This is a genomic window from Alteromonas pelagimontana, from assembly GCF_002499975.2.
GTDB classification, from domain to species: domain Bacteria; phylum Pseudomonadota; class Gammaproteobacteria; order Enterobacterales; family Alteromonadaceae; genus Alteromonas; species Alteromonas pelagimontana.
Genome location: NZ_CP052766.1, coordinates 1,570,476 through 1,592,008 on the forward strand (window position 1 = coordinate 1,570,476; position 21,533 = coordinate 1,592,008).

Here is a 21,533-nt window from a genome sequence, read left to right on the forward strand (position 1 = left end):
ACAAACAAAAAACCTAAAGGAAGGTAATGAAAATTTGGATAGACGCGGACGCTTGTCCTGTGGTGATAAAGGAAATTTTGTTTCGGGCAGCTGATCGTAAAAAGATCCAAGTGACGCTTATTGCCAATCAGCCGGTTCGGGTCCCGAATTCCAGATATGTGGATGCAATTCAGGTGAGCAGCGGATTTGATGTAGCAGACAATGAAATTGTTAAACGCGTTGAAGCGGGTGATCTGGTTATTACCAGTGATCTACCATTAGCAGCGGAAGTCATTGAGAAATCGGCGGCGGCATTAAGTCCCCGCGGAGAGCTTTTTACTTCAGAAAATATCCGCTCTAGGGTCAATATCAGAGACTTTATGGATACAATGCGAGCTAGCGGTGTGCACACTGGTGGTCCCCCTCCGTTGAATCAACAGGACCGGCAAGCATTTGCTAATCAGTTAGACCGCTTTCTTGCACGCTAACAGCCCGAGGAAAGCAATTATTTTTATCGATATCATCATATTCTATATTGACGATAAGGCATTTTAAATATTCTTTAAACATCCCCCTATTAACTGATCCTCCGTCTATAATAGTACGTACTTCCGTATTGAAGATCGGAAATGCATGTTTAGTTTACATATCAACCCAGCCTTTCGCGTTTCAGCGAACGCCTGTGGTCATTAGGTTTCGGAAGTACTATGCAACACGAGCTGCTCAATTCTGCGCCGGGAAAAGGCCAGTATATATTTATCGCTATTAGTGCGGTATTGGTACTATTGGGCAGCATCTGGACAGTTGGCAGCGCCCAAGAACAGTTAGGGATGGCACTTGGTTTCGTTGGTATCTATGGTACTACCGTTTTCATCTCTGCAGTCGTCACAGCAATATTACTCTTTTCACAATTTAAAGTGACTCGAAGATTAACTTTTTTATGCTTATCTATTGCTTATTCATGGGTGGCACTGCTTGCGCCTTTTCAGGTCGTGCTCTTAGCGGATGCATTTTCTTCCCTTAGTTTTATTTCCGCGAGCAGTACAGATGCTGCATGGCTGTGGACATTCTGGCATGTCGGATTCCCGGTGTTGATCTCAATCGGTATGCTTCTCAATGGTTCTAAATTTGTCGCTAAACGGAAATTTAAGCTGTGGTCTTCTGTGTTACTTACTACCGCAGGCTTCATCGCTTCACTGATCATCTTAAGCACATTGTTCTCGTGGTGGCCACTTCCTAATCTGATTGATCTCTCTTATCAATATTCAGACATGTTATCAGTTGTAGTGGGTCCAATTGTTATCCTCAGTTGCATTGTCGCGCTTTTTACAGTGATTGTTAAAGGGCAGTTTTCCAGCTCAATTTATTCCTGGCTGGCGGTGGCAATGTTAGCTGCAACTTGCGAAGGTATTGTGACGATTTACGGGGGCTCCCGTTTTAGCTATGGGTGGTACACAGCGCGCGTCCTAAGTATTGTTTCATCCTCAGCAGTAGCCATTGCCTTGGTAATTGAAACTATTTCTTTGCAGCATAAAGTCATTGATCAAAACCAGTCGCTAAGGAAAATGGCCTCGACGGATGAGCTCACTGGTTTGGCTAATCGTCGAGAACTTGATGAGCGACTAAAAGAAGAAACTTTACGGAGCATGCGTGAACGTACTCCCCTAAGCCTGATTTTGCTGGATGTTGATCGTTTTAAAAGATTTAACGATTCCTACGGGCATATTAATGGCGATCGGTGCCTTCAGCATGTCGCAGACTGCATTCGAGAAGCGGTTCATCGGTACATAGATTTACCTGCCCGATATGGCGGTGAGGAATTTGCTGTTCTGTTGCCCAATACGGAAGAGGAAGCCGCTGTTGAACTCGCTGAAGAAATACGTTCTGTAATTGAAGAAACATCGTGCAATCTGGAATCGGGGAAGCAGGTTATGGTTACTGCCAGCCTTGGTGTGGCCAGCCTCGTGGCTAATCATGCGGAGGAAAGTTTAGAACTATTCAGAATTGCGGATGCAGCATTATATCGTGCTAAAGATGCCGGCAGAAACAGAGTCGGCCGCCCCTCTGATAGCTGGAATCACTCACGACAAAAAAAGGAAGCAAAAATTGATTCGAATATCCACTTCCTGCGCCACGGTTGAATGAGCGAAAGTAGCCTTGCCTGCTGCGCGCTAAGAAGTTTTTCAACCACTCTTGACTCAGTTCCAGGGCGTGAATATGTTCCAATGTCAGCCTTCGCGCTAACGTCTCGTTTTCTTAAAACGGGTATTATACTGATCCACATTGCACATCGATTAGAATAGATTCCTCTATTTAAGAGTTGATCACGCATCAAAGTGTGATTAGTATTACCAGGGGTTGCGGTTAGCTGCCCAATACAAAGGTGCAAAGAAGCACCAGAAGCAGATCACTTCCGCTTTCCCTTGGTTGCCGTGAGAAAAGCGAAATCGAACACTCCCCAGTAGTAGGGGCACATCAGCAACAGTGATATCCCAAAGCTCGTCATTACAGATAACCAACCATATTGTTGTGCCATGGCATGCAACGTATCGTCAAAAAGTGGGACAGCAAAAATGCTTATTAATAGCGCAATAAAATATACTTTCCAGAACAGCCTCGGCCCAAGCTTACGTTTTTTCGCCCTGCCCCATAACGCAATTATTCCCAAATAGTTGAAAATAATTAATGGTAAGTCGAACTGAAAATCTTCCAGAAGATAGGCTGTGGCACCGAATTGCCAAAGTTTTGTTCCCAGCCCAAAGAGCAGTAGTAGCAGTGAGTAAAAAAATAAAATCATCGGGTTAAATCCATTCGTAGTGAAAATGGTTCACAACACGCATTCGGCGTTGACAAGCTACGCTCGCTCATACTTAAAAGAACGCCCCCCTTTAAATAGCGCCTCCGTAGAGCGTTAGCATCTTGGTAATCAACGGGCGTTTCACAAAGCAGCCTTACTCGGCGTTGTTCGCATTCGATAGAGCACCATGATGTTTTATCCAGGCGTAAGCAACTATCACGCGGATTGAAACTACTGGTAACGAAGTAAAAGCTGTATTTCATGCATGTAACGCTTTTTTATACCGGCCAACGAGCAACAGCGATTACTTACCAAGAATAGCCGTATAGCAGAATAATCCTGCAGAACATACGCAAACAGAAACATTGCTGGTTGTGGCGATAACAGATGCCAGATACAATCGGTATATTGGAGCCTGTGGAACTACTTTAATTGATTCTCCAGTGCTGAACCTCTTAATCATTTCCATTCTGTTTTCACGTAGACTGCGGTTTTTAATGCGTATAGGTAAGATTCGAGCAGCATGATGCAAAAGAAAAACCGTGCCTTTTTAAAGTGGGCCGGAGGCAAATACAGTCTGGTAGAACATATCAACGCCCAGTTACCACAGGCCAATAAACTTATTGAGCCTTTTGTCGGCGCGGGCTCGGTGTTTTTAAACACACAGTTCAAACGTTATTTGCTTAATGATATCAATGCCGACCTTATTAATCTTTATAACTTTTTAAAAGAACAGCCTGAGGCAGTCATTCACGATGCTCGCCGCTTCTTTACTTCCCATCATAATACTGAAGCAATGTATTACGATTTACGGGAGGAATTTAACCAGACTAACGATGAATATTATCGTGCTGTTCTGTTCTTATACTTGAATCGTCACGGCTACAACGGACTTTGCCGTTACAGCCTTAGCGGGCGTTTTAATGTTCCTTTCGGACGCTATAAAAAGCCTTATTTTCCAGCGGAGGAAATGTATAATTTTTCAGAAAAATCTCAGCGTGCTACCTTTACTTGCTTGCCCTTTGAGAAAATTTTCAGCCGTGCCCGCAAAGGCAATGTAATTTATTGCGATCCCCCCTATGCACCTATCAGTAAAACCGCGGCCTTTACCAGCTACGCTTCTCCAACATTCGGTATGGACGCACAATCTAAGCTGGCAACCTTAGCCCGACGGGCCTCGAACAATCGTGGTATACCAGTTCTTATCTCTAACCACGATTTACCGATTACCCGGCAGCTCTACCAAGGTGCGTCAATCAGTATGTTATCGGTTAAACGCTCTATCAGCCAAAATGGTGCACTGCGAAAACCTGCCGCTGAAATACTCGCTTTCTTTCCACCTTCGGCCGACCCGTGCGCGGTGTCGCCTAAAAAGTATTCCACGCCATAAAAAACGGTTTAGTTTGCCAAAACAAGTGAGACAATTAAGAACAGGCAAGCAATTAAGATGAGAAACGCCACAATACCAACCGCCAGATAAGCTAAAAAAGTGCCTGTGGTAAAATCGCGCTGATAATTTTTGTGGCTTTGTACCCCGAAACCACTCGCTAGAACACTCATGATGATATCAATAATTCTTGGACGGCTGCTTTCAGACATGCTTATTACCGTGAAGTGGGTGGATTAAATTCTCCATCACCACTTTTCCCGTAGAGTAACTCAAGCAAATCCAGAAAATGAAACTGATAAGATTGAGACTTTCCAGATACCCAGGATAACCAGCTAACATGGCTGGTTTCGCCGGGTAAACAGGGATTTTGCAGATGAGTGGCGGATAACGCTGAATTAAATTCCATTTTCAACTGATGATCGCAGGCAGCTTCTGGCGTGACATGGCCAACCACCTGGCTCACCCAAATTCCGGTAGCCAGTCCGCAAACTGCCAATAGCGCTTTTGTTCTTCCTGATTTGAACATACTTGTCACCGCTTAATAATTAACCTCATTATAATCTTTCGCCGCAATACCACAACCTGATCTTGAGATTGTTTCTCGCTTTCTAAGCAAGGAAAAAATCCCGAAACCGCCAGCAGGTCAATTATTCACGCCACACCTTATTGCTATAATGACAATGAGAAAGCATGCTGCCATTAAAGCTGAGGATACTGCGGGCTGACTTTTCGTATTCCAAAAAAAACGGCTCATAAAGAGCCGCTTTTAGTAAATCTAAATCGGTTCGCCAACATTCGTAGCGATTTCAAAGGCAGGAGTACAGACAACCTTAGATATTCAAGAGATAACAATACTTACAGTTCAAAATCGACCGCATAAGAAACGGTAAATTTCACTGAATCGTTGTCGTAAGCTGTACCTGCGGCTGGCTCATTATCATCCATATCGGTTCCGCTAACCATGAAAGCAAAACTATCGCGAGACAATGTAATACCCCAGTCGTTATAGCTCTCAGTCAAACCGTTGAACGCTTCGGCGAAGTCACCTTGATGATGCCCGATATGTAAGCCAATTTCAGTGCCACTAGCCATTGGAATCACGTAATCCAAGGAAACATAAGACGCTTGTGCAAAACCAAAGTCCTGACCTTCGCCTTCGTCTGCTTCTGTATTCGCTAACAGATATAACGACGCACTAAAGTTTTCATAGCCAATCGTGCCATAAACTTCACCGAAATCAAATTCTGCAGCATCATCGTAGTTGTAGTACAAATAGCCGACATCATAAGTAAAACCTTGTGCTTCACCAGAGAAACCAAAGTACAGGTCGTGCTCATAGGAATAAACATCATCGGCGCCATAATTTACATTAGAAACCCAGGTGCCGGCATAAAAGCCATTGTCCATTGAATAATCGATACCGCCTTGCACTGCCGCATCATTGGTGGTTTGCGTGAGGCCCCGCCAAATATAGTTATTGGTCACACTGACATTTGCAGTCAGTGCGTCAGCAAAGGTGGGAGTGGCAATTAGCGTTGCTGATGTCACGGCAACCGCCAGTATGGATCTTTTAATAATTTTCACGTGTGTTCTCCGTTGAATTTTAACTGGACATTTCCTGCGCAATTTCTGTCTATTTCTTATTCTTTTAGACGGTAACGCAAAGTTAATGCCCACAATTTTTCAACGGCAAAAATTAGAGGAATATCGATAAGCTCATGAAATAAAAAGCTTAAATGGATATTACAAAGTGATTATTTCAAGATGTCTGGGTGCTATTGGGCGGACTCCTGCACCAATACAAGGCAGGCTCCCCAACAAGAGGCAGAGATGAAATCGGTTGAAGTTATCATATTTTCCAGGCTCGGCTTTCCCTGATAACCGCAGATAAAGTGTAAATGTGCTGTTTTCATTAGCTAGAAAAATATTTAACCGATTAGGTTATACTGCCCGTAAGGTTAAGGCAGGCGGTTTTAAGATGGAGTTTTTATGAAAGAATTTTTAATTGCACCTTCTATTTTGTCGGCAGACTTTGCGCGACTGGGAGAAGAGGTAGATGCGGTGGTAGCAGCAGGCGCTGACGTTGTTCACTTTGACGTGATGGACAACCACTACGTGCCGAATCTTACGTTTGGGCCAATGATATGTGAAGCGCTACGCAAATACGGGGTTAGCGCACCTATTGACGTACATCTGATGGTTTCTCCCGTCGACGATCTTATCAGTAAGTTTGCTGATGCCGGTGCTAGCTATATCAGCTTCCATCCCGAAGCGGCTACGCATATTGATCGCTCACTACAACTTATTATTGATGCGGGATGTCAGCCTGGGCTGGTATTTAATCCTGCTACCCCCTTGCACTATCTTGATCATGTAATGGACAAATTGCACCATATTCTTATCATGTCAGTAAATCCAGGCTTTGGCGGGCAATCATTCATCCCCTCGACTTATGAAAAGCTGCGGCAAGTAAAAGAGCGCGTCGCCCAAAGCGGACAAAATATTCGAATTGAAATTGACGGCGGAGTAAAAGTGGATAACATTCGCACCATAGCGGAAGCTGGTGCTGATATGTTTGTTGCAGGGTCAGCAATATTTAATGCTCCTGATTACGCGCAGGTCATAAAGCAGATGCGCAATGAACTGGCTCACGTCTAAACGCTGGCCGTACACCATCATCATATTCTATTTTAAGTAGGTAAAAGAAAGCATGAGTAATAAACCCATAGTATTAAGTGGCTGTCAGCCTTCCGGACAACTTACCCTGGGCAACTATATGGGTGCGCTTAAACAATGGGTCTCCATGCAAGATGACCACGATTGCTTATACATGTTGGTGGATTTACACGCTATTACTGTTCGTCAGGAGCCGGAGGCGTTGACTAACGCCTGTCTCGATGGCTTAGCCCTTTACCTGGCCTGCGGAATTGATCCGCAAAAAAGCACGCTGTTCGTGCAATCTCATGTGCCAGAACATGCACAGCTATCCTGGATCCTCAATTGCTACACGCAGATGGGCGAGCTAAACCGCATGACGCAGTTCAAAGATAAGTCAGCGAAAAATGTCAGCAACATCAACGCCGGGCTTTTTACCTATCCAGCCTTAATGGCGGCCGATATTTTACTTTATCAAGCGAATCAGGTTCCGGTGGGTGACGATCAAAAGCAGCATCTGGAGCTATCGCGGGATATCGCGACTCGAATGAACAATCTTTACGGCGACATTTTCACTATTCCCGATCCTTTTATTCCTGAGTTTGGCGCACGTATCATGAGCCTGCAGGAACCGACAAAAAAAATGTCAAAATCTGATGACAACCCAAATAACTTTATCGGGCTGTTAGAAGATCCTAAAAAGCTGGCGAAGAAAATTAAACGTGCGGTCACCGACTCTGACGAACAGGCACGCGTCTACTTTGACCAGGCGGAAAAACCCGGTGTATCGAATTTACTGACGTTGCTTTCGCTTGCCACAGGTAAGCCCATTACTGCGCTGGTTCCTGAGTACGAAGATAAAATGTATGGTCATCTAAAAGGTGATGTCGCTGACGCAGTTGTTGCCCTGCTTGAACCTATCCAAACGCGTTTTAAGGTTCTGCGTGAAGACCGCGCTTATCTGGACAGCGTAATGAAAGAAGGGGCTGAAAAAGCTTCTGCGCGAGCAGCTACCACATTAAAGCAGGTGTATAATGCTTTAGGATTTCTGCCTAAACCTTAACTTTATTTAGCTGAGCCAGCTTGTGTTGTTACTGATTGATAATTTTGATTCCTTTACACATAACCTGGCGCGCTATTTTGTTGAGCTGGGTGCGCAAGTAGAGGTTGTACGAAATAATCAGATTTCGTTATCGGATATTGAGCATCTGGCCCCAGCACAACTGGTGATTTCTCCGGGTCCTTGCACGCCAACTGATGCAGGAATTAGCTTAGCGGCGATTAAACATTTTGCCGGGACGGTTCCGCTACTAGGTGTGTGCTTGGGCCATCAGGCAATTGGACAGGCTTTTGGCGGTAAAGTGATTGGTGCTAAAGAAATCCGACATGGAAAAGTTTCACAGATAGTACACCGCCAGCAACAGCTGTTTAAGGCGTTGCCAACACCCTTCAACGCCACTCGCTATCACTCTCTGGTTGTTGAGCCCACCACCCTTCCCTCATGTTTTAAGGTAGATGCCTGGTGTGAGCACCAACATGGGTATCAGGAGATTATGGCGATCAGCCACTGCGACTTTCCTTTATGGGGCGTACAGTTTCATCCTGAATCCCTGTTAACCGAACACGGTCATGGACTGCTGGAGAACTTCCTGCTTTTGTCTGATAGCTACAATGCAGCACGGGTATAAATTACACTCTTTGAACAGGTTCAACGCCAAGCGTTGATAGAGTCACAGGGTGATCGTCTGCGGGATCTTCACCAGGCTTTAACAAAATTCGTTCATCGGCAAATTCTTTAATTGCGCTGCAACAGGTGAATGCCGACAAAATTGCAGCGGATTTGTGTGAGAACACGGATTTTATGCTAATCCTCATTGGCTAACCAAACAAAGTAAATTTTGTGGATATTCATGCATGCACATGAATATCCCGCGCCACCCTGTTCACCTGCTACACTCATTTATTATATAGCCTCACGCTTAATCAACATTTTTATCGTTCTAACTAAATAGTTATTCACTTTTCCTGCAAAATATATCAAACCCCTTTAAAAACAAGGGATTCAGCCTAATCACGGCAAGACAACGCATCGCAAAAATGGCATACTAGCAGGCCAAATCTTTCACTTTTTGCATCTGGAAATCATTTTATATTTTCGCCCAGGGTGCACCAAACAGAGGTAAATGCAGATGAATGTCACTCGCGCAACGTTTGATGAGGTCATGGTTCCGAATTATAACCCGGCCAGTATGGTGCCGGTTCGTGGAGTTGGTTCTCGTGTTTGGGACCAGGACGGCGCAGAATATGTCGATTTTGCTGGCGGTATTGCAGTAAACGTATTAGGTCACTGCCATCCGGCGCTGGTTGAGGCACTGCAAGATCAGGGTAATAAGCTCTGGCATTTAAGCAACGTGTATACCAATGAACCGGCTTTACGTCTGGCAAAAAAAATGACCGAGGCTACCTTCGCCGAGCGTGTTTACTTTGCGAACTCCGGTGCAGAAGCCAATGAAGCCGCGCTGAAATTAGCACGCCGTGTTGCGCTGGAAAAATATGGTGAAGAAAAAAGCCAGATCATCGCTTTCAACAAAGGTTTCCACGGCCGCACCTTTTTCACCGTTACCGTTGGCGGGCAGGCGGCTTATTCTGATGGTTTTGGACCAAAGCCAGGGGCGATCGATCACTGCGACTACAACGATTTAGCTGCCTTTGAAGCTTTAATTTCAGATAAAACCTGCGCCGTTATGATGGAACCATTACAAGGAGAAGGTGGAATTATTTCTCCTGATCCTGCGTTTGTAAAAGGCGTGCGCGAGCTTTGTGACAAGCATAATGCGTTACTGATTTTTGACGAAGTACAATCCGGTGTAGGTCGAACAGGCCATCTTTACGCCTATATGGGTTTGGACGTCACGCCTGACATCCTGACGACGGCTAAAGCATTAGGTGGCGGTTTCCCCATTGGTGCTATGCTGACCACAGCTGACATTGCTTCTCACCTGAAACCTGGGACTCACGGTAGCACCTATGGCGGCAATCCGTTGGCTTGTGCAGTAGCAGAACGTGCTTTTGATGTAGTTAATGATGCTGCCGTACTAAGAGGTGTCACTGATAAAGAAAAGCTGTTCCGCGAATTGCTGGATGAGATCAACAGTAAATATAATGTATTTACTGAAGTCCGCGGTAAAGGTTTGCTTTTAGGATGTGCGTTAAACGAAGAATATGCAGGCCGGTCGCGTGATTTTCTTAATGCCGCGACTAACGAAAAACTAATGTGCCTTGTCGCTGGCGTGAATGTGGTGCGTTTCGCACCTTCTTTAATCATTCCAGAGCAAGATATTAGAGAAGGGTTGGCGCGTTTTGAGCGTGCTGTTGCTGCCGTTGTTAACGCCAAGTAACTCACTTTTGCAGTTTGTGGAGTAAGCGAACATGAAGATTATTCGCCCTATCACAGCGAAGGACTATCAAGCGTTGCATGATATTGCGGTTGAATCTGGCATAGGCTTTACGTCTTTGCCAGTCAACGAAACGCTGTTGAAAAAAAAGATAGACCGAGCTGAAGCGTCATTCGCCAAAAATGCTATGTCGCCTGGTAGCGAGTCATACCTGTTCGTTATGGAAGATACTTTGACAGGTGAAGTTGTCGGTACAACAGGTATTGAAGCTGCTGTCGGTTTGGACGATGCATTTTATCATTATCACTTAGGCAAAGTGGTGCACGCTTCCAGAGAACTTAACATTCATAACACTGCGGAAATCTTAACGTTCTGTAATGACTACACCGGTGTAACAGAAATTTGCACGTTGTTCCTGCGTGAGCAGGCGAGAGGCGGCATCAATGGTCGCTTTCTTTCGAAGGTGCGTTTTTTGTTTATGATGGAACACCGTGAACGGTTTTCAGAAACTGTTATCGCAGAAATGCGAGGCGTGAGTGATGATGATGGACGTTCACCTTTTTGGGAATGGCTGGAAGAGCACTTTTTCTACATGGATTTCCCCACCGCAGATTATTTAACGGGTATTGGCAATAAAGTATTTATTGCCGAACTGATGCCTAAATACCCTATTTACGTAAATCTACTGAGTAAAGAGGCGCAGAAGGTTATTGGTCAGGTACACACCAAAACCCGCCCTGCGCTGCAATTGTTACAGGAAGAGGGTTTCAGTTGCAGAGGCTATGTAGATATTTTTGATGGCGGCCCAACAGTTGAAGCAAATCTGAGCCATATTCGCACTGCGCAAAACAGTCGTAAACTGCCGATAGTCATTGACGATCAGACAGCTGCACATGGACATACCTGCTATATCATCAACACCTCTATCGAGGATTTTCGCGCAGTCGCCACTGAAATGGCGGTGAGTGAGGAACAGCAGGTTGCCGTATTGTCACGTCAGGCCGCAGCAGCGCTCAACCTCTCAGAAGGGGATGCGATTCGCTTTGCCCCCGTTAAATTCAGAGACTAAAAAAGGATTCCTACATGCAAAATACGCACTTTATCAATGGTCAATGGATAGCTGGTGAAGGACACGACATTCAATCTGTTGATCCAGCAAAAAACGTGGTTATCTGGGAAGGTAAATCAGCGACATCCCCGCAAATTAATGCTGCCGTTTCCGCCGCCAGACATGCCGCTCCACAGTGGGCGGCAAAATCTTTTGAAGAACGTTTGAACATCGTCAAGAAATATGGCGAATTACTTGCTGAGAATAAAGCGCAGCTTAGCAAAATTATTGCTCGTGAAACGGGTAAACCTGAATGGGAAACCGCTACCGAAGTTGCTGCTATGATAGGCAAAATCGGTATTTCTGAAAAGGCTTACCATGAACGTACAGGCACAGTGGAAAACCCGATGCCGGTGGGTCAGGCATTTATTCGACATAAACCTCATGGCGTGGTAGCAGTATTTGGCCCCTATAACTTCCCAGGTCATCTTCCTAATGGCCACATTGTTCCTGCCCTGATTGCCGGAAATACTATTGTATTTAAACCCAGCGATCTAACCCCTTTTGTTGCCGAAGAAATGGTGAAACTGTGGGCGCAGGCTGGGTTGCCCGACGGCGTTCTCAATCTGGTTCAAGGTGAAGTCGAAACCGGTAAAGCGCTGGCCTCTCATCCTGGTCTGGACGGCTTATTTTTCACCGGCAGCTCTCGCACCGGCAAACTTCTTCATGAACAATTTGCCGGTCATCCGGGGAAAATTCTGGCGCTGGAAATGGGCGGCAACAATCCGCTTATCGTTAAAGATGTTGCCGACACAGATGCAGCGGTACATGACATTGTACAGTCGGCGTTTATTACGTCGGGACAGCGCTGTACCTGCGCGCGTCGCTTGTTTATCCCCAAAGGAGAACAGGGTGATGCATTAATAACCCGGCTTATTGAAGTCACCAACAATATAAAGGTTGGTGATTATGACGCCGACGATCAGCCGTTTATGGGTGCTATGATTTCTGCTAGTGCGGCGAAAATGATGGTAAAAGCGCAAGATGAGCTTGAAAATGCGGGCGGCAGAGTATTGGTGCGGTTAGCGCAAAAAGATGAAACCAAAGGTTTTGTAACTCCAGGAATTATCGACGTCACAGATATGTTAGACGCGCTGCCAGACGAGGAACACTTTGGTCCGCTGGTAAAAGTCATTCGCTACGATAATTTTGATAATGCCATTGCTGAAGCCAACAACACGCGCTTTGGTTTATCAGCTGGCTTCTTAGGCGACAGCGAAGAAGATTATCGTTACTTCTTTCAACGTATTCGCGCTGGCATTGTTAACTGGAACCGGCCTATCACTGGCGCCAGCAGTGCTGCGCCGTTCGGCGGTATTGGAGAAAGCGGTAATCACAGAGGCAGTGCCTATTATGCAGCAGATTACTGCGCTTATCCGGTGGCCTCTGTAGAACTGGATAAAGTGACGTTGCCTGGCGCATTAAGCCCTGGCCTGACTCTGTAATTCGAAGAAGGATTTACCCGATATGCATAATGATATTGATGCACTGTATAGCAACATGTGGAAGGATTACGTGTCTATTACGCCTTCCGCTCACAAAATTCACGCTTTGCTGGTTAGTGAAGAAGATGGTGAAGAAATCGTTAATGATCATGTAGCGTTTCGCACCTTTGATTTAGACAAAACCTCGTTAGATAAGTTGGCGGCGCACTTTTTAAACCTGGGTTACGAAGCGAAAGGCGACTACAACTTTGAAGCTAAAAAGCTCACTGCTAAGCATTTTGAGCATCCTGATGACACCAAGCCAAAAGTCTTTATCAGCGAGTTGCGGGTAAAAGAACTTTCTGATCAAGCGCAGAATATTATTCAAAAGCTGGTTGATCAGATGGATGAAGATGTGGTCACCGCAGATAACTTTCTTTATTCAGGTCGTCATTGGGATGTATCCAAGCAAGACTATGACACCTTGCTGAGTGAATCTGAATATGCGGCGTGGTTAGCGGCCTGGGGTTTTAGAGCCAATCATTTTACCGTCAGCGTGAACCATTTAGGACAAACCAATGAATTGGCCGAAGTGAATTCACTTTTAAAAGACGCCGGCGTTGTATTGAATACTTCCGGTGGTGAAATTAAAGGTGGTGAATCGGTATATCTGGCGCAGTCTTCTACGATGGCTGACCGTGCTGAGGTGAGTTTTTCTGATGAAACAGTGGCTATTCCCAGCTGCTTTTATGAATTTGCCCAGCGCTATAAGTTGCCGGAAGGTAAGCTGTACCAGGGCTTTGTCGCCGCTTCGGCAGATAAAATCTTTGAAAGTACGAATGCTAAAGGGTAAATAGCTTTAGCGTGAGACGGCTCCCGGTAATTGATAAGTTATTGGGAGCCGGTAGTTCTGCTTCCGAAGATAAAGAACACTGGCATCCTTATCTCCTCTGGAGAGCACAGCAAGCCGTCAAAGGCCTTTTTCTTCAGCGGCGAAGCAGCATGAGGGAAAGCAAATAAAGCGAGAGTTAAACGTTCATTCAGTCAAGAAGGAAATTTATTTCTTCTGATTACTGTGTTATCGCCTTTCTTCCAACGTGGCACCTCCTGTTTTACCCGTAGACTTCCCACACTTTTCTTACAATCTTTTCCCTCAACGCTTTTCAGCAGGCTTTTTCTTACCACCAAATATTGTTACTTTGGGCCTCTTTCTCTTGTTTCAGGCGGATTAGTATTATGACTGAAAAACACCGTTATTCTGGAAGTTGCCACTGTGGTGACGTTACCTTTGAAGTGCAATGTGCAAACGATATTGAGGTAGACGAATGTAACTGCTCGATTTGTAAGAAGTCGGGATATTTGCACCTAATTGTGCCAAAGCGTGATTTTCAATTGCTAAGCGGTGAATCAAATTTAGCCTGTTACACTTTCAACACTAAAGTGGCTAAACATTATTTTTGCCGTACTTGCGGCATAAAATCGTTTTATATTCCCCGGTCTAACCCAGATGGTGTAAGCGTAAACGCGAGATGCCTGGACGATCCGGCGCCGAACTTGAAAATAGTGTCTTTTGACGGCGCACATTGGGAGGAACACGCGCACAAGCTGGCGCATAAGAGCAAGTAATAGCGTTCCGCAGTGATATTGATCACTACGCACTACGGGATAATAAAAAAACTAGCGCGCATGATCGTTGCGCGCTGATTCGCAGTAATAAATCTCGACTAGAGGTTTATATCGTCGTCTGAGGATTCAGATGATTCTGAAGAAATTTGCGACTTGATAACTGAAATTTCATCCACACGCTGTAATCCTCGAGGAAGCTTATTTCCGCGTCTCCCTCTTTCTCCCTGATAGTGCTCAAGATCAGAGGGACTTAGCGTCATCGCACGTTTACCTGCAACTATCTTCACAGACGCCCCTGCAGGCACAACCGCAATAACTTTGACATATTCCTCCCGTGACTGCGCTTTTGCTGAAGGTATATTAATAATTTTGTTTCCTTTACCTTTGCCCAGGCTCGGCAAATCTCTTATAGGGAACAGCAACATACGCCCATCAATAGAAATAGACATACACCAGTCCGAGGCCATATCTCCCACCCGCTGTGGCGTTAAGACCTTCGCTCCCGTAGGCAAAGATAGATAAGCTTTACCCGCCTTATTCTTGCTAACCATATCAGCAAAAGTTCCGACAAATCCGTAGCCTGCATCAGAAGCCATAAGATACTTCTGGTTATCGCCCCCCATCAACACGTGGGCAAAGTGCTCTCCCCCTACAATGCTGAAGCGTCCTGTCAGTGGTTCGCCCTGACTTCTGGCCGATGGCAGGCTGTGAGCATCGCAGGAAAATGCTCGTCCAGAGCTGTCTAAAAACACGACAGGCTGATTACTGCGGCCCGTCGCGCTGACCTGATAACTGTCGCCCGCTTTATAACTCAGTGCTTGTGCGTCTACGTCGTGACCTTTAGCGCAACGTGCCCAACCTTTCTCCGACAACACGACTGTCACGGCTTCAGAAGGAATTAACTCCTTTTCTGAAAGCGCTCTAGACTCACCACGTTCCACTATCGGTGAGCGGCGATCGTCACCGTATTTTTCGGCGTCTTCCAAAATTTCTTTTTTGATTAAGCTTTTAAGACGGCGGTCAGAGCCGAGCAGCGTTTCCAGCTTAGCACGCTCTTCTTCCAGTTCATTCTGTTCGCCTCTGATCTTCATCTCTTCAAGCTTTGCCAAGTGTCGCAATTTCAACTCAAGAATTGCTTCCGCTTGCTTATCCGACAATGAAAATCGGCTCATTAACTCCGCTTTAGGCTGTTCATAGGTTCGAATAATCTCAATCACTTCATCAATGTTGAGAAATGCGATCATTAGACCTTCAAGAATATGAAGCCGCGCAAGCACTTTGTCCAACCGGAACTGTAAGCGGCGGGTAACGGTATCTTTTCGATACACCAGCCATTCAGATAAAATAGTGCGTAAATCTTTGACTTTCGGCCGTCCGTCCAGCCCAATCATATTCAGGTTAACCCGATAGCTCTTTTCAAGGTCAGTGGTGGCAAACAGATGCTGCATGAGCTGCTCAACATCCACCCGATTGGAGCGTGGGGTTATCACCAGACGCGTCGGGTTTTCGTGATCGGATTCGTCACGTAAATCACTTACCATGGGCAGCTTTTTGGCCTGCATTTGACCGGCAATCTGTTCGAGAATCTTGCCACCAGAAGCTTGGTGCGGTAACGCCGTAATTACGATATCGCCACTTTCTTCATGATAAACCGCACGCATTTTTATTGAGCCGCGTCCGGTTTCGTAAAGCTTAGCTATATCCGCTCGAGGAGTAATGATTTCTGCATCTGTGGGGTAATCTGGCCCCTGTACAATTTCAAGAAGCTCGGCTAATTCGGTACGATTGTTATCCAGTAATTTTGCGCAGGCATTTGCCACTTCCCGAACGTTGTGCGGAGGAATATCTGTAGCCATGCCCACTGCAATTCCCGTTACGCCGTTCAGCAGAATGTGGGGCAGGCGCGCGGGCAAAATTTTTGGCTCTTTTAGCGTGCCGTCAAAGTTAGGTATCCAATCCACCGTTCCCAGGGCAGCTTCGTTAAGCAGAATTTCGCTGAATTTCGACAACCGCGCTTCGGTGTAACGCATGGCCGCAAAAGACTTGGGATCGTCTGGTGCTCCCCAGTTGCCTTGTCCGTCTACTAAGGGATATCGGTAAGAAAATGGCTGCGCCATCAGCACCATAGCTTCATAACAAGCTGAATCGCCGTGGGGGTGGAACTTACCGAGCACGTCACCTACTGTCCGGGCCGACTTTTTATACTTGGCAGCAGCGCTTAAGCCAAGTTCAGACATAGCGTAGATGATACGTCGCTGCACGGGTTTAAGGCCGTCAGCCACATGAGGCAGAGCCCGATCCATGATGACGTACATAGAATAGTTCAGATAGGCGTCTTCGGTGAAACGCCTTAACGGCAATTGTTCAATTCCGTCTCGATTGATGGTGATCTGGTCGCTCATGAAGCCTTATTCATTATGTTTTTTACCACTACAACTTAACTTTATTGTGGGGCAAAGCCATCTTCAACGCAATACGCAGCTCCGCGGTAATTTGTGCGGCGCGCATAATCCATAGCGCGTGTTAGCCTTTGCTGTTCATTTTTTCAAAGATCAACATGCTCTAATCATCCTTTCCAGAATTAGCTTCTTTTAGCCACCTTTTCTTCAAATGTACAAAAATGATTAGGGGTGGTTTAATAGAGCGCATAATTATAATTTTGTAAATAAGCACGTATGCGCGTCGGAACATTGTTAAAACTCAGCCTTTGGGTGATGCTGATGCTCGCTTGTGCGAGTGCAAAAGCACAATCCACCATACAATTGTTTGATGAAGACGCAGAGATAGAACTGTCAAATAACTTCGCGTTTTACTATGAGAGAGAAACGCCTCTTACCATCGGCGAAGTGCTCAAACATCGTCAGGATTTTCAGTGGCACGTCGACGACAATCCAAATTTCGGCTTTCACAACAGTGGGCTTTGGCTTTATAACAAGCTTAGCAATGTCAGTAATACCACTGACTGGGTTTTCGCTATCAATTTCAGTCAGCTGGATAAAGTGGACTTTTATCTTGTGGCTGGTGATGAAGTTATTTTACAAAGTCATCAGGGAAAACTGCAAAGCGAACAAATTTATCGCGTACCCACGTTACGCGCCAGTTTGCCAATCGCCACGCCATTAGAATTATTTGTGCGGGTGGAAAGCCACTCTTCCAGCCTTATTGTGCCGTTGGCCGTTGAGCCGGAAAAACGTCACAGCTATGAATCGCAATTAGATAGCCTGCTGTGGGGCTTGTTTTATGGCGGGTTATTTATTCTTGCCGTGTATAACTTAGTGCTTTACGTGGATGTGCGGGAACCGAGCCTGATTGCCTATGTAGGTTATATAGCGGCCGTTATTCTTTGGCAGTTTGTCTGGGGCGGTCACATTCAACTTTTTGCCACTGAAGGTTTGCCGCCTTGGCTGGCTTCTCACACCGAAATGATTTTTGTTGTAATTGGTATCAGCTCCGGTCTTTTTACCTTGTTTTTTCTGGAAACCAAACATCACGCTCCCACTGCCCATCCCGTTGTTTTAGCTTTATTGGCAGCGCAGGTATTTGTCGGTATTGTCTGTATGTTAAACCTGTTGCCCCATATCTGGAAAAACAACATTGTTTACGGCGTGGGTATGGCGGCAATCTGCAGCTATATTTATGCGGGTTTTGAAGCTTTCATTAATCGTTTTCAGCCTGCCAGATACTTCATTTTCGCCTGGACGATGCTCGCTTCCGGCGCCATTGTAGGCATGTTAAGTTTAATCGGGCTGCTGCCTAGCAATGTCTTTACCACCTATTGCTTTCAAGTGGGGGTATTTTTAGAAGCGGCATTGTTCTCTTTAGCTTTAATGGAAAAAAGCCGCAGCCAGCTTGAATCAGAAGTAGAGCAGGCTACCAATGATCTGCGTCATAACATGGAACTGATAGAAGAGCAAAACGCGCGTCTGGATATTGCCCGTAAAGATGCCATTAAAGCCAGCAATGTTAAATCGCAATTTTTGGCCAATATGAGCCACGAAATTCGAACGCCCTTAAATGCCATTTTAGGATTCAGCCGGGAACTCACGCATACTGCCCTACCTTCAGAGCAGCAGGAGCAGGTGCGTATTATCAATACTGCCGCAGATAACCTGTTAAGCATTGTTAACGACGTGCTGGATTTCTCCAAAATCGAAGCGGGCAAGTTGCAAATTAATAATCAGCCGTTTTCACCAAACCAGTTGCTGGAGGAGATGGTGACGATTATGTCTAAGTCGTCCCATTCCAAACGGCTTGAATTTATTTATGAACTTGCTCCGTTGCCGGAAAAACTCATCGGCGATGTATTTCGCATAAAGCAGATTCTAAATAACCTGCTGAGTAACGCGCTCAAGTTCACCTCTGCTGGCACCATCACTTTTGGGGTAAAAGGACGCTCCTTACCTCATGGAATTCATGAGCTGGAATTTAAAATTGAAGATACCGAGATTGGCATCAGCCGACAGGACCGAAAGAAACTTTTTAATGCTTTTTCTCAGGTTGATGATTCTCTTAACCGCAATTACCAGGGTACTGGGTTAGGACTGGTAATTTGTCGCGAACTGGTGCGCCTGATGCGCGGCACCCTTAACCTGAAAAGTGCGCCTGGGGCGGGAAGTACTTTTATGGTTACGTTAAGAACCAATCAGCTAAGCCAAAAATTTTCACTTACGCCTTCACCAGACTGGACTGATAAACAGGTCGTGTTGTTTGATCCCGTTCCGGGCACGCGCCGCGCTTCTGCCACCATGCTGACTTATTTAGGAGTAAAAGTCACTTCGGTAGAGTCGCTGGCGTATCTCAGTACTGTGGATATAAACCCCGACTATCTGTTTGCAGTATTGCCGGTAAGTAAACTTGATCAGCGAAATACCATGCTGGCCGAATTAATGCAGTTCCCCGCGCAAAAGCGAATCCTTTGGTATTCCGGACCTGATCCTTTTAATCAATACCCAAATCTGACTCAACAATTCCACACGCAAATCCGTATGCCTTTCACGCTGACCAAACTTGACGGTCTACTGCATTACCGCGCGAAAAGCAGCAAAAATCCCATGCAGGATAAAATCAGTAATTTACCTAAAGCACGTATTCTGGCGGTGGATGATATGGAAATGAACCTTAAGCTACTGCAGACCTGGCTGGATAATTCCCCCGTCCGGTTAACCACATCAATGAGCGGTCAGGAAGCGGTAAATTTATGTCAGTCGCTGGAATACGATCTGATTCTCATGGATGTACAAATGCCGGGCATGGATGGTCTACAGGCATCGAAACTTATTCGCCAGTCGCCGCTAAATTTGGGTACGCCGATTATCGCAGTCACCGCTCATGCTTTTAAAGAAGAGCAGGAACGTTTACTGCAATCGGGAATGGATGACTATTTACCTAAGCCGATGGAAATCGGCACCCTGCTCGATTTGATCAAGCGCTGGTGCCAGCCGAACGCCCCCACAAGTCTCGCTTTGCCTACGCTGGACTGGCAACTTGGATTAAAGCGCAGTAATCACAATTCCGCTGCCGCCCGGGAATTGCTTGGAGATTTTGTCCGCCTGCTTTCTCCTTCTATCGAAATTATCAAGCAGGAATGGGACAACCGTAACTACCCTGAGCTGCAAGCAGAGATCCATAAACTTCATGGCGCCACTTGTTATACCGGCGTACCCAAGCTTCAGAGCTTGGCTGAAGAGCTCGAAAGCGCGCTAAAACTAGGACAGCACTTTCTTGTTGCTGAACATCTACCCAGTTTTATTCTGGAAGCCGAAATCGTGTCTGCCGAAGGCAAGAAGCTTCTGAGAGAAATGGCGCACTAGCCTGCAAAAAGCTATTGAGGCGACGCACGTTCGCACGTTAAAGGCGCTTAATGAAGACTGTCGCTTTATTCACATTTCTATTGTTAACGCCGCTCAGATGTTTCACTGTTCGAACTCTGTTATAAATAAACCTGTTTTGATCGCGGCGCAGACGGCGAAGCCCCTTCTAGTCAAGAAATGTCAGCTAAGCAAATCATGAGCAAGGCAGGTATATAACAAAGCTTTTTGGCGACGCTTGCAGGCCCTAGGTAGTACCTAACACCTGATGTCGGGTTTGCTGACACTGACGCATCAGACTAACAAACTCCAATGGCTCGCGATCTAAATCCGCAGAGGAAATAAAGACATCGTAACCCAGCCTTTCACGAAGGTGCGTCATACGATTAGCCAGCATAGCTTTCACGCCCGATAGCACTTCCCCGTCTGCTAATTGAAAATGCTTATCATCGAACATCTCGTGGCCATAACATGCACCTGTAGAGCAGTTGGTATCAGGATTTTGCATTAACAATGGGCGCTGTTCCATAAGAATATGGGTGGCCAGCCGGGGGGAAACGCTACGTAAAAAGGGATCATAACTTTTTAGCCTGAACCCTATAGCTTCTAATTCGACCTGTTCTAATCCCCGCGCCACTCTGGGACAATCGATTCGCTGTATGTTGTCCCAGTCAAGCCTCCAGTTACCTAGCCGGTGATGATAAACAACAGCAGCGGGAGAGATTTCGATGCTGTGGTCGGGCTCACGCAGCTTAAACCAGCCAATAAGCAAAGTGACAATTGATGCGCTGGTAAGGAATACGCCTGCCAGGAACAGCCATTCTGGTGCAACGGACAGCCACAACGCCGATAATAACAAGCCGGTTATACCAATGATGAGCGTGGTAATTCCGTTGCGCTTAGATGTTGCGCGGATAAAAATAGGTTCGGCTTCAGTTGAAGACATAAAAATATACCACCAGCATTATCAAAGCCCAAATCGCATACAGGCGCATGCGACGACATTGCTCGCAATCTGTTCGCCACCAGCGTTGCTGACGCTTTTTTTGCTGATTTTGATTAAATCGCTGCACGACACTCTCGAAGAATACGAAGGATATCAGTCACTAGTTTATCTTAAATTGTACTTAACAGGGGAGAGCTTCTTGCAGTTACGTTCATTTATACTTATTTTCAATGGCACATGCGGCGTTTGGGTGGCCTAATCACGTCAATTAATACCAAGCGGTTTACGTTTGGCAGGTATAACTTCGCAGAGCGTGATCGCGAATACTTATTAAACAATAAGTGAAGGTTTCCTGGCCGAACTTCTGGAGCATGGATGCTCCAGCAGAGCCATCAGAGATGATTTT

General features: G+C 45.8%; 18 protein-coding genes. 12 read left to right on the top strand and 6 right to left on the bottom strand.

Features of this window, described 5'->3' with window-relative positions; genetic code table 11:
• Nucleotides 1-26 precede the first annotated feature (26 nt).
• Together CA267_RS07090 and CA267_RS07095 are read left to right on the top strand one after the other, a co-directional pair.
• Entirely contained in the window at nucleotides 27-467 is a 441-nt protein-coding gene (locus CA267_RS07090) for a YaiI/YqxD family protein (protein WP_075608137.1), read from the top strand.
• 219 nt (nucleotides 468-686) lie between these two features.
• A complete protein-coding gene (locus CA267_RS07095) occupies nucleotides 687-2,120 on the top strand; it encodes a sensor domain-containing diguanylate cyclase (protein WP_075608136.1) in 1,434 nt (477 codons plus the stop codon).
• A 266-nt stretch (nucleotides 2,121-2,386) separates the two neighbouring features.
• Here the strand turns inward: CA267_RS07095 and CA267_RS07100 are convergent, their stop codons facing one another.
• Nucleotides 2,387-2,776, bottom strand: coding sequence for a hypothetical protein (locus tag CA267_RS07100; protein WP_075608135.1), 390 nt, complete (start codon nucleotides 2,774-2,776; stop codon nucleotides 2,387-2,389).
• Nucleotides 2,777-3,299: 523 nt separating this feature from the next.
• On the opposite strand from CA267_RS07100, the gene CA267_RS07105 reads away from it, so the two are divergent.
• Complete coding sequence (locus tag CA267_RS07105) at nucleotides 3,300-4,166, top strand: Dam family site-specific DNA-(adenine-N6)-methyltransferase (protein ID WP_075608134.1); 867 nt, start codon at nucleotides 3,300-3,302, stop codon at nucleotides 4,164-4,166.
• Between the two features lie 8 nt (nucleotides 4,167-4,174).
• On the opposite strand, the gene CA267_RS07110 is transcribed toward CA267_RS07105, so the two are convergent.
• The 3 genes from CA267_RS07110 to CA267_RS07120 form a co-directional block, all read right to left on the bottom strand.
• Nucleotides 4,175-4,375 (bottom strand): DUF2970 domain-containing protein, encoded by a 201-nt coding sequence (locus tag CA267_RS07110; protein WP_075608133.1) that lies wholly within the window; start codon nucleotides 4,373-4,375, stop codon nucleotides 4,175-4,177.
• Nucleotides 4,376-4,380: 5 nt separating this feature from the next.
• Nucleotides 4,381-4,692 carry a hypothetical protein gene (locus CA267_RS07115; RefSeq protein ID WP_075608132.1) on the bottom strand — a complete coding sequence of 104 codons (312 nt, stop codon included), beginning with the start codon at nucleotides 4,690-4,692 and terminating at the stop codon, nucleotides 4,381-4,383.
• A gap of 329 nt (nucleotides 4,693-5,021) precedes the next feature.
• Complete coding sequence (locus CA267_RS07120) at nucleotides 5,022-5,750, bottom strand: TorF family putative porin (RefSeq protein WP_075608131.1); 729 nt, start codon at nucleotides 5,748-5,750, stop codon at nucleotides 5,022-5,024.
• 405 nt (nucleotides 5,751-6,155) lie between these two features.
• Between CA267_RS07120 and rpe the strand changes: the two genes are divergently transcribed.
• The 8 genes from rpe (at nucleotide 6,156) to CA267_RS07160 (ending at nucleotide 14,374) form a co-directional block, all read left to right on the top strand.
• Nucleotides 6,156-6,824, top strand: coding sequence for a ribulose-phosphate 3-epimerase (rpe, locus tag CA267_RS07125; RefSeq protein WP_075608130.1), 669 nt, complete (start codon nucleotides 6,156-6,158; stop codon nucleotides 6,822-6,824).
• A 52-nt stretch (nucleotides 6,825-6,876) separates the two neighbouring features.
• Entirely contained in the window at nucleotides 6,877-7,884 is a 1,008-nt protein-coding gene (gene trpS, locus CA267_RS07130; RefSeq protein ID WP_075608129.1) for a tryptophan--tRNA ligase, read from the top strand.
• A 22-nt stretch (nucleotides 7,885-7,906) separates the two neighbouring features.
• Nucleotides 7,907-8,509: an anthranilate synthase component II gene (locus CA267_RS07135; RefSeq protein WP_075608128.1), complete on the top strand. Its 603-nt coding sequence runs from the start codon at nucleotides 7,907-7,909 to the stop codon at nucleotides 8,507-8,509.
• A 501-nt stretch (nucleotides 8,510-9,010) separates the two neighbouring features.
• Complete coding sequence (locus CA267_RS07140) at nucleotides 9,011-10,219, top strand: aspartate aminotransferase family protein (RefSeq protein ID WP_075608127.1); 1,209 nt, start codon at nucleotides 9,011-9,013, stop codon at nucleotides 10,217-10,219.
• Between the two features lie 31 nt (nucleotides 10,220-10,250).
• A complete protein-coding gene (astA, locus tag CA267_RS07145) occupies nucleotides 10,251-11,285 on the top strand; it encodes an arginine N-succinyltransferase (RefSeq protein WP_075608126.1) in 1,035 nt (344 codons plus the stop codon).
• 14 nt (nucleotides 11,286-11,299) lie between these two features.
• Nucleotides 11,300-12,769: a succinylglutamate-semialdehyde dehydrogenase gene (gene astD / locus CA267_RS07150; RefSeq protein WP_075608125.1), complete on the top strand. Its 1,470-nt coding sequence runs from the start codon at nucleotides 11,300-11,302 to the stop codon at nucleotides 12,767-12,769.
• A gap of 22 nt (nucleotides 12,770-12,791) precedes the next feature.
• Nucleotides 12,792-13,601 carry a DUF1338 domain-containing protein gene (locus CA267_RS07155; RefSeq protein ID WP_075608124.1) on the top strand — a complete coding sequence of 270 codons (810 nt, stop codon included), beginning with the start codon at nucleotides 12,792-12,794 and terminating at the stop codon, nucleotides 13,599-13,601.
• A 383-nt stretch (nucleotides 13,602-13,984) separates the two neighbouring features.
• Nucleotides 13,985-14,374: a GFA family protein gene (locus CA267_RS07160; protein ID WP_075608123.1), complete on the top strand. Its 390-nt coding sequence runs from the start codon at nucleotides 13,985-13,987 to the stop codon at nucleotides 14,372-14,374.
• Between the two features lie 98 nt (nucleotides 14,375-14,472).
• On the opposite strand, the gene parC is transcribed toward CA267_RS07160, so the two are convergent.
• A complete protein-coding gene (gene parC / locus CA267_RS07165; protein ID WP_075608122.1) occupies nucleotides 14,473-16,776 on the bottom strand; it encodes a DNA topoisomerase IV subunit A in 2,304 nt (767 codons plus the stop codon).
• Between the two features lie 273 nt (nucleotides 16,777-17,049).
• On the opposite strand from parC, the gene CA267_RS07170 reads away from it, so the two are divergent.
• Nucleotides 17,050-20,184 (top strand): hybrid sensor histidine kinase/response regulator, encoded by a 3,135-nt coding sequence (locus CA267_RS07170; RefSeq protein WP_097349191.1) that lies wholly within the window; start codon nucleotides 17,050-17,052, stop codon nucleotides 20,182-20,184.
• A 244-nt stretch (nucleotides 20,185-20,428) separates the two neighbouring features.
• Here CA267_RS07170 and CA267_RS07175 read toward each other — a convergent pair whose 3' ends face one another.
• Entirely contained in the window at nucleotides 20,429-21,127 is a 699-nt protein-coding gene (locus CA267_RS07175) for a DUF2982 domain-containing protein (protein WP_075608120.1), read from the bottom strand.
• Between the last annotated feature and the right edge of the window lie 406 nt (nucleotides 21,128-21,533).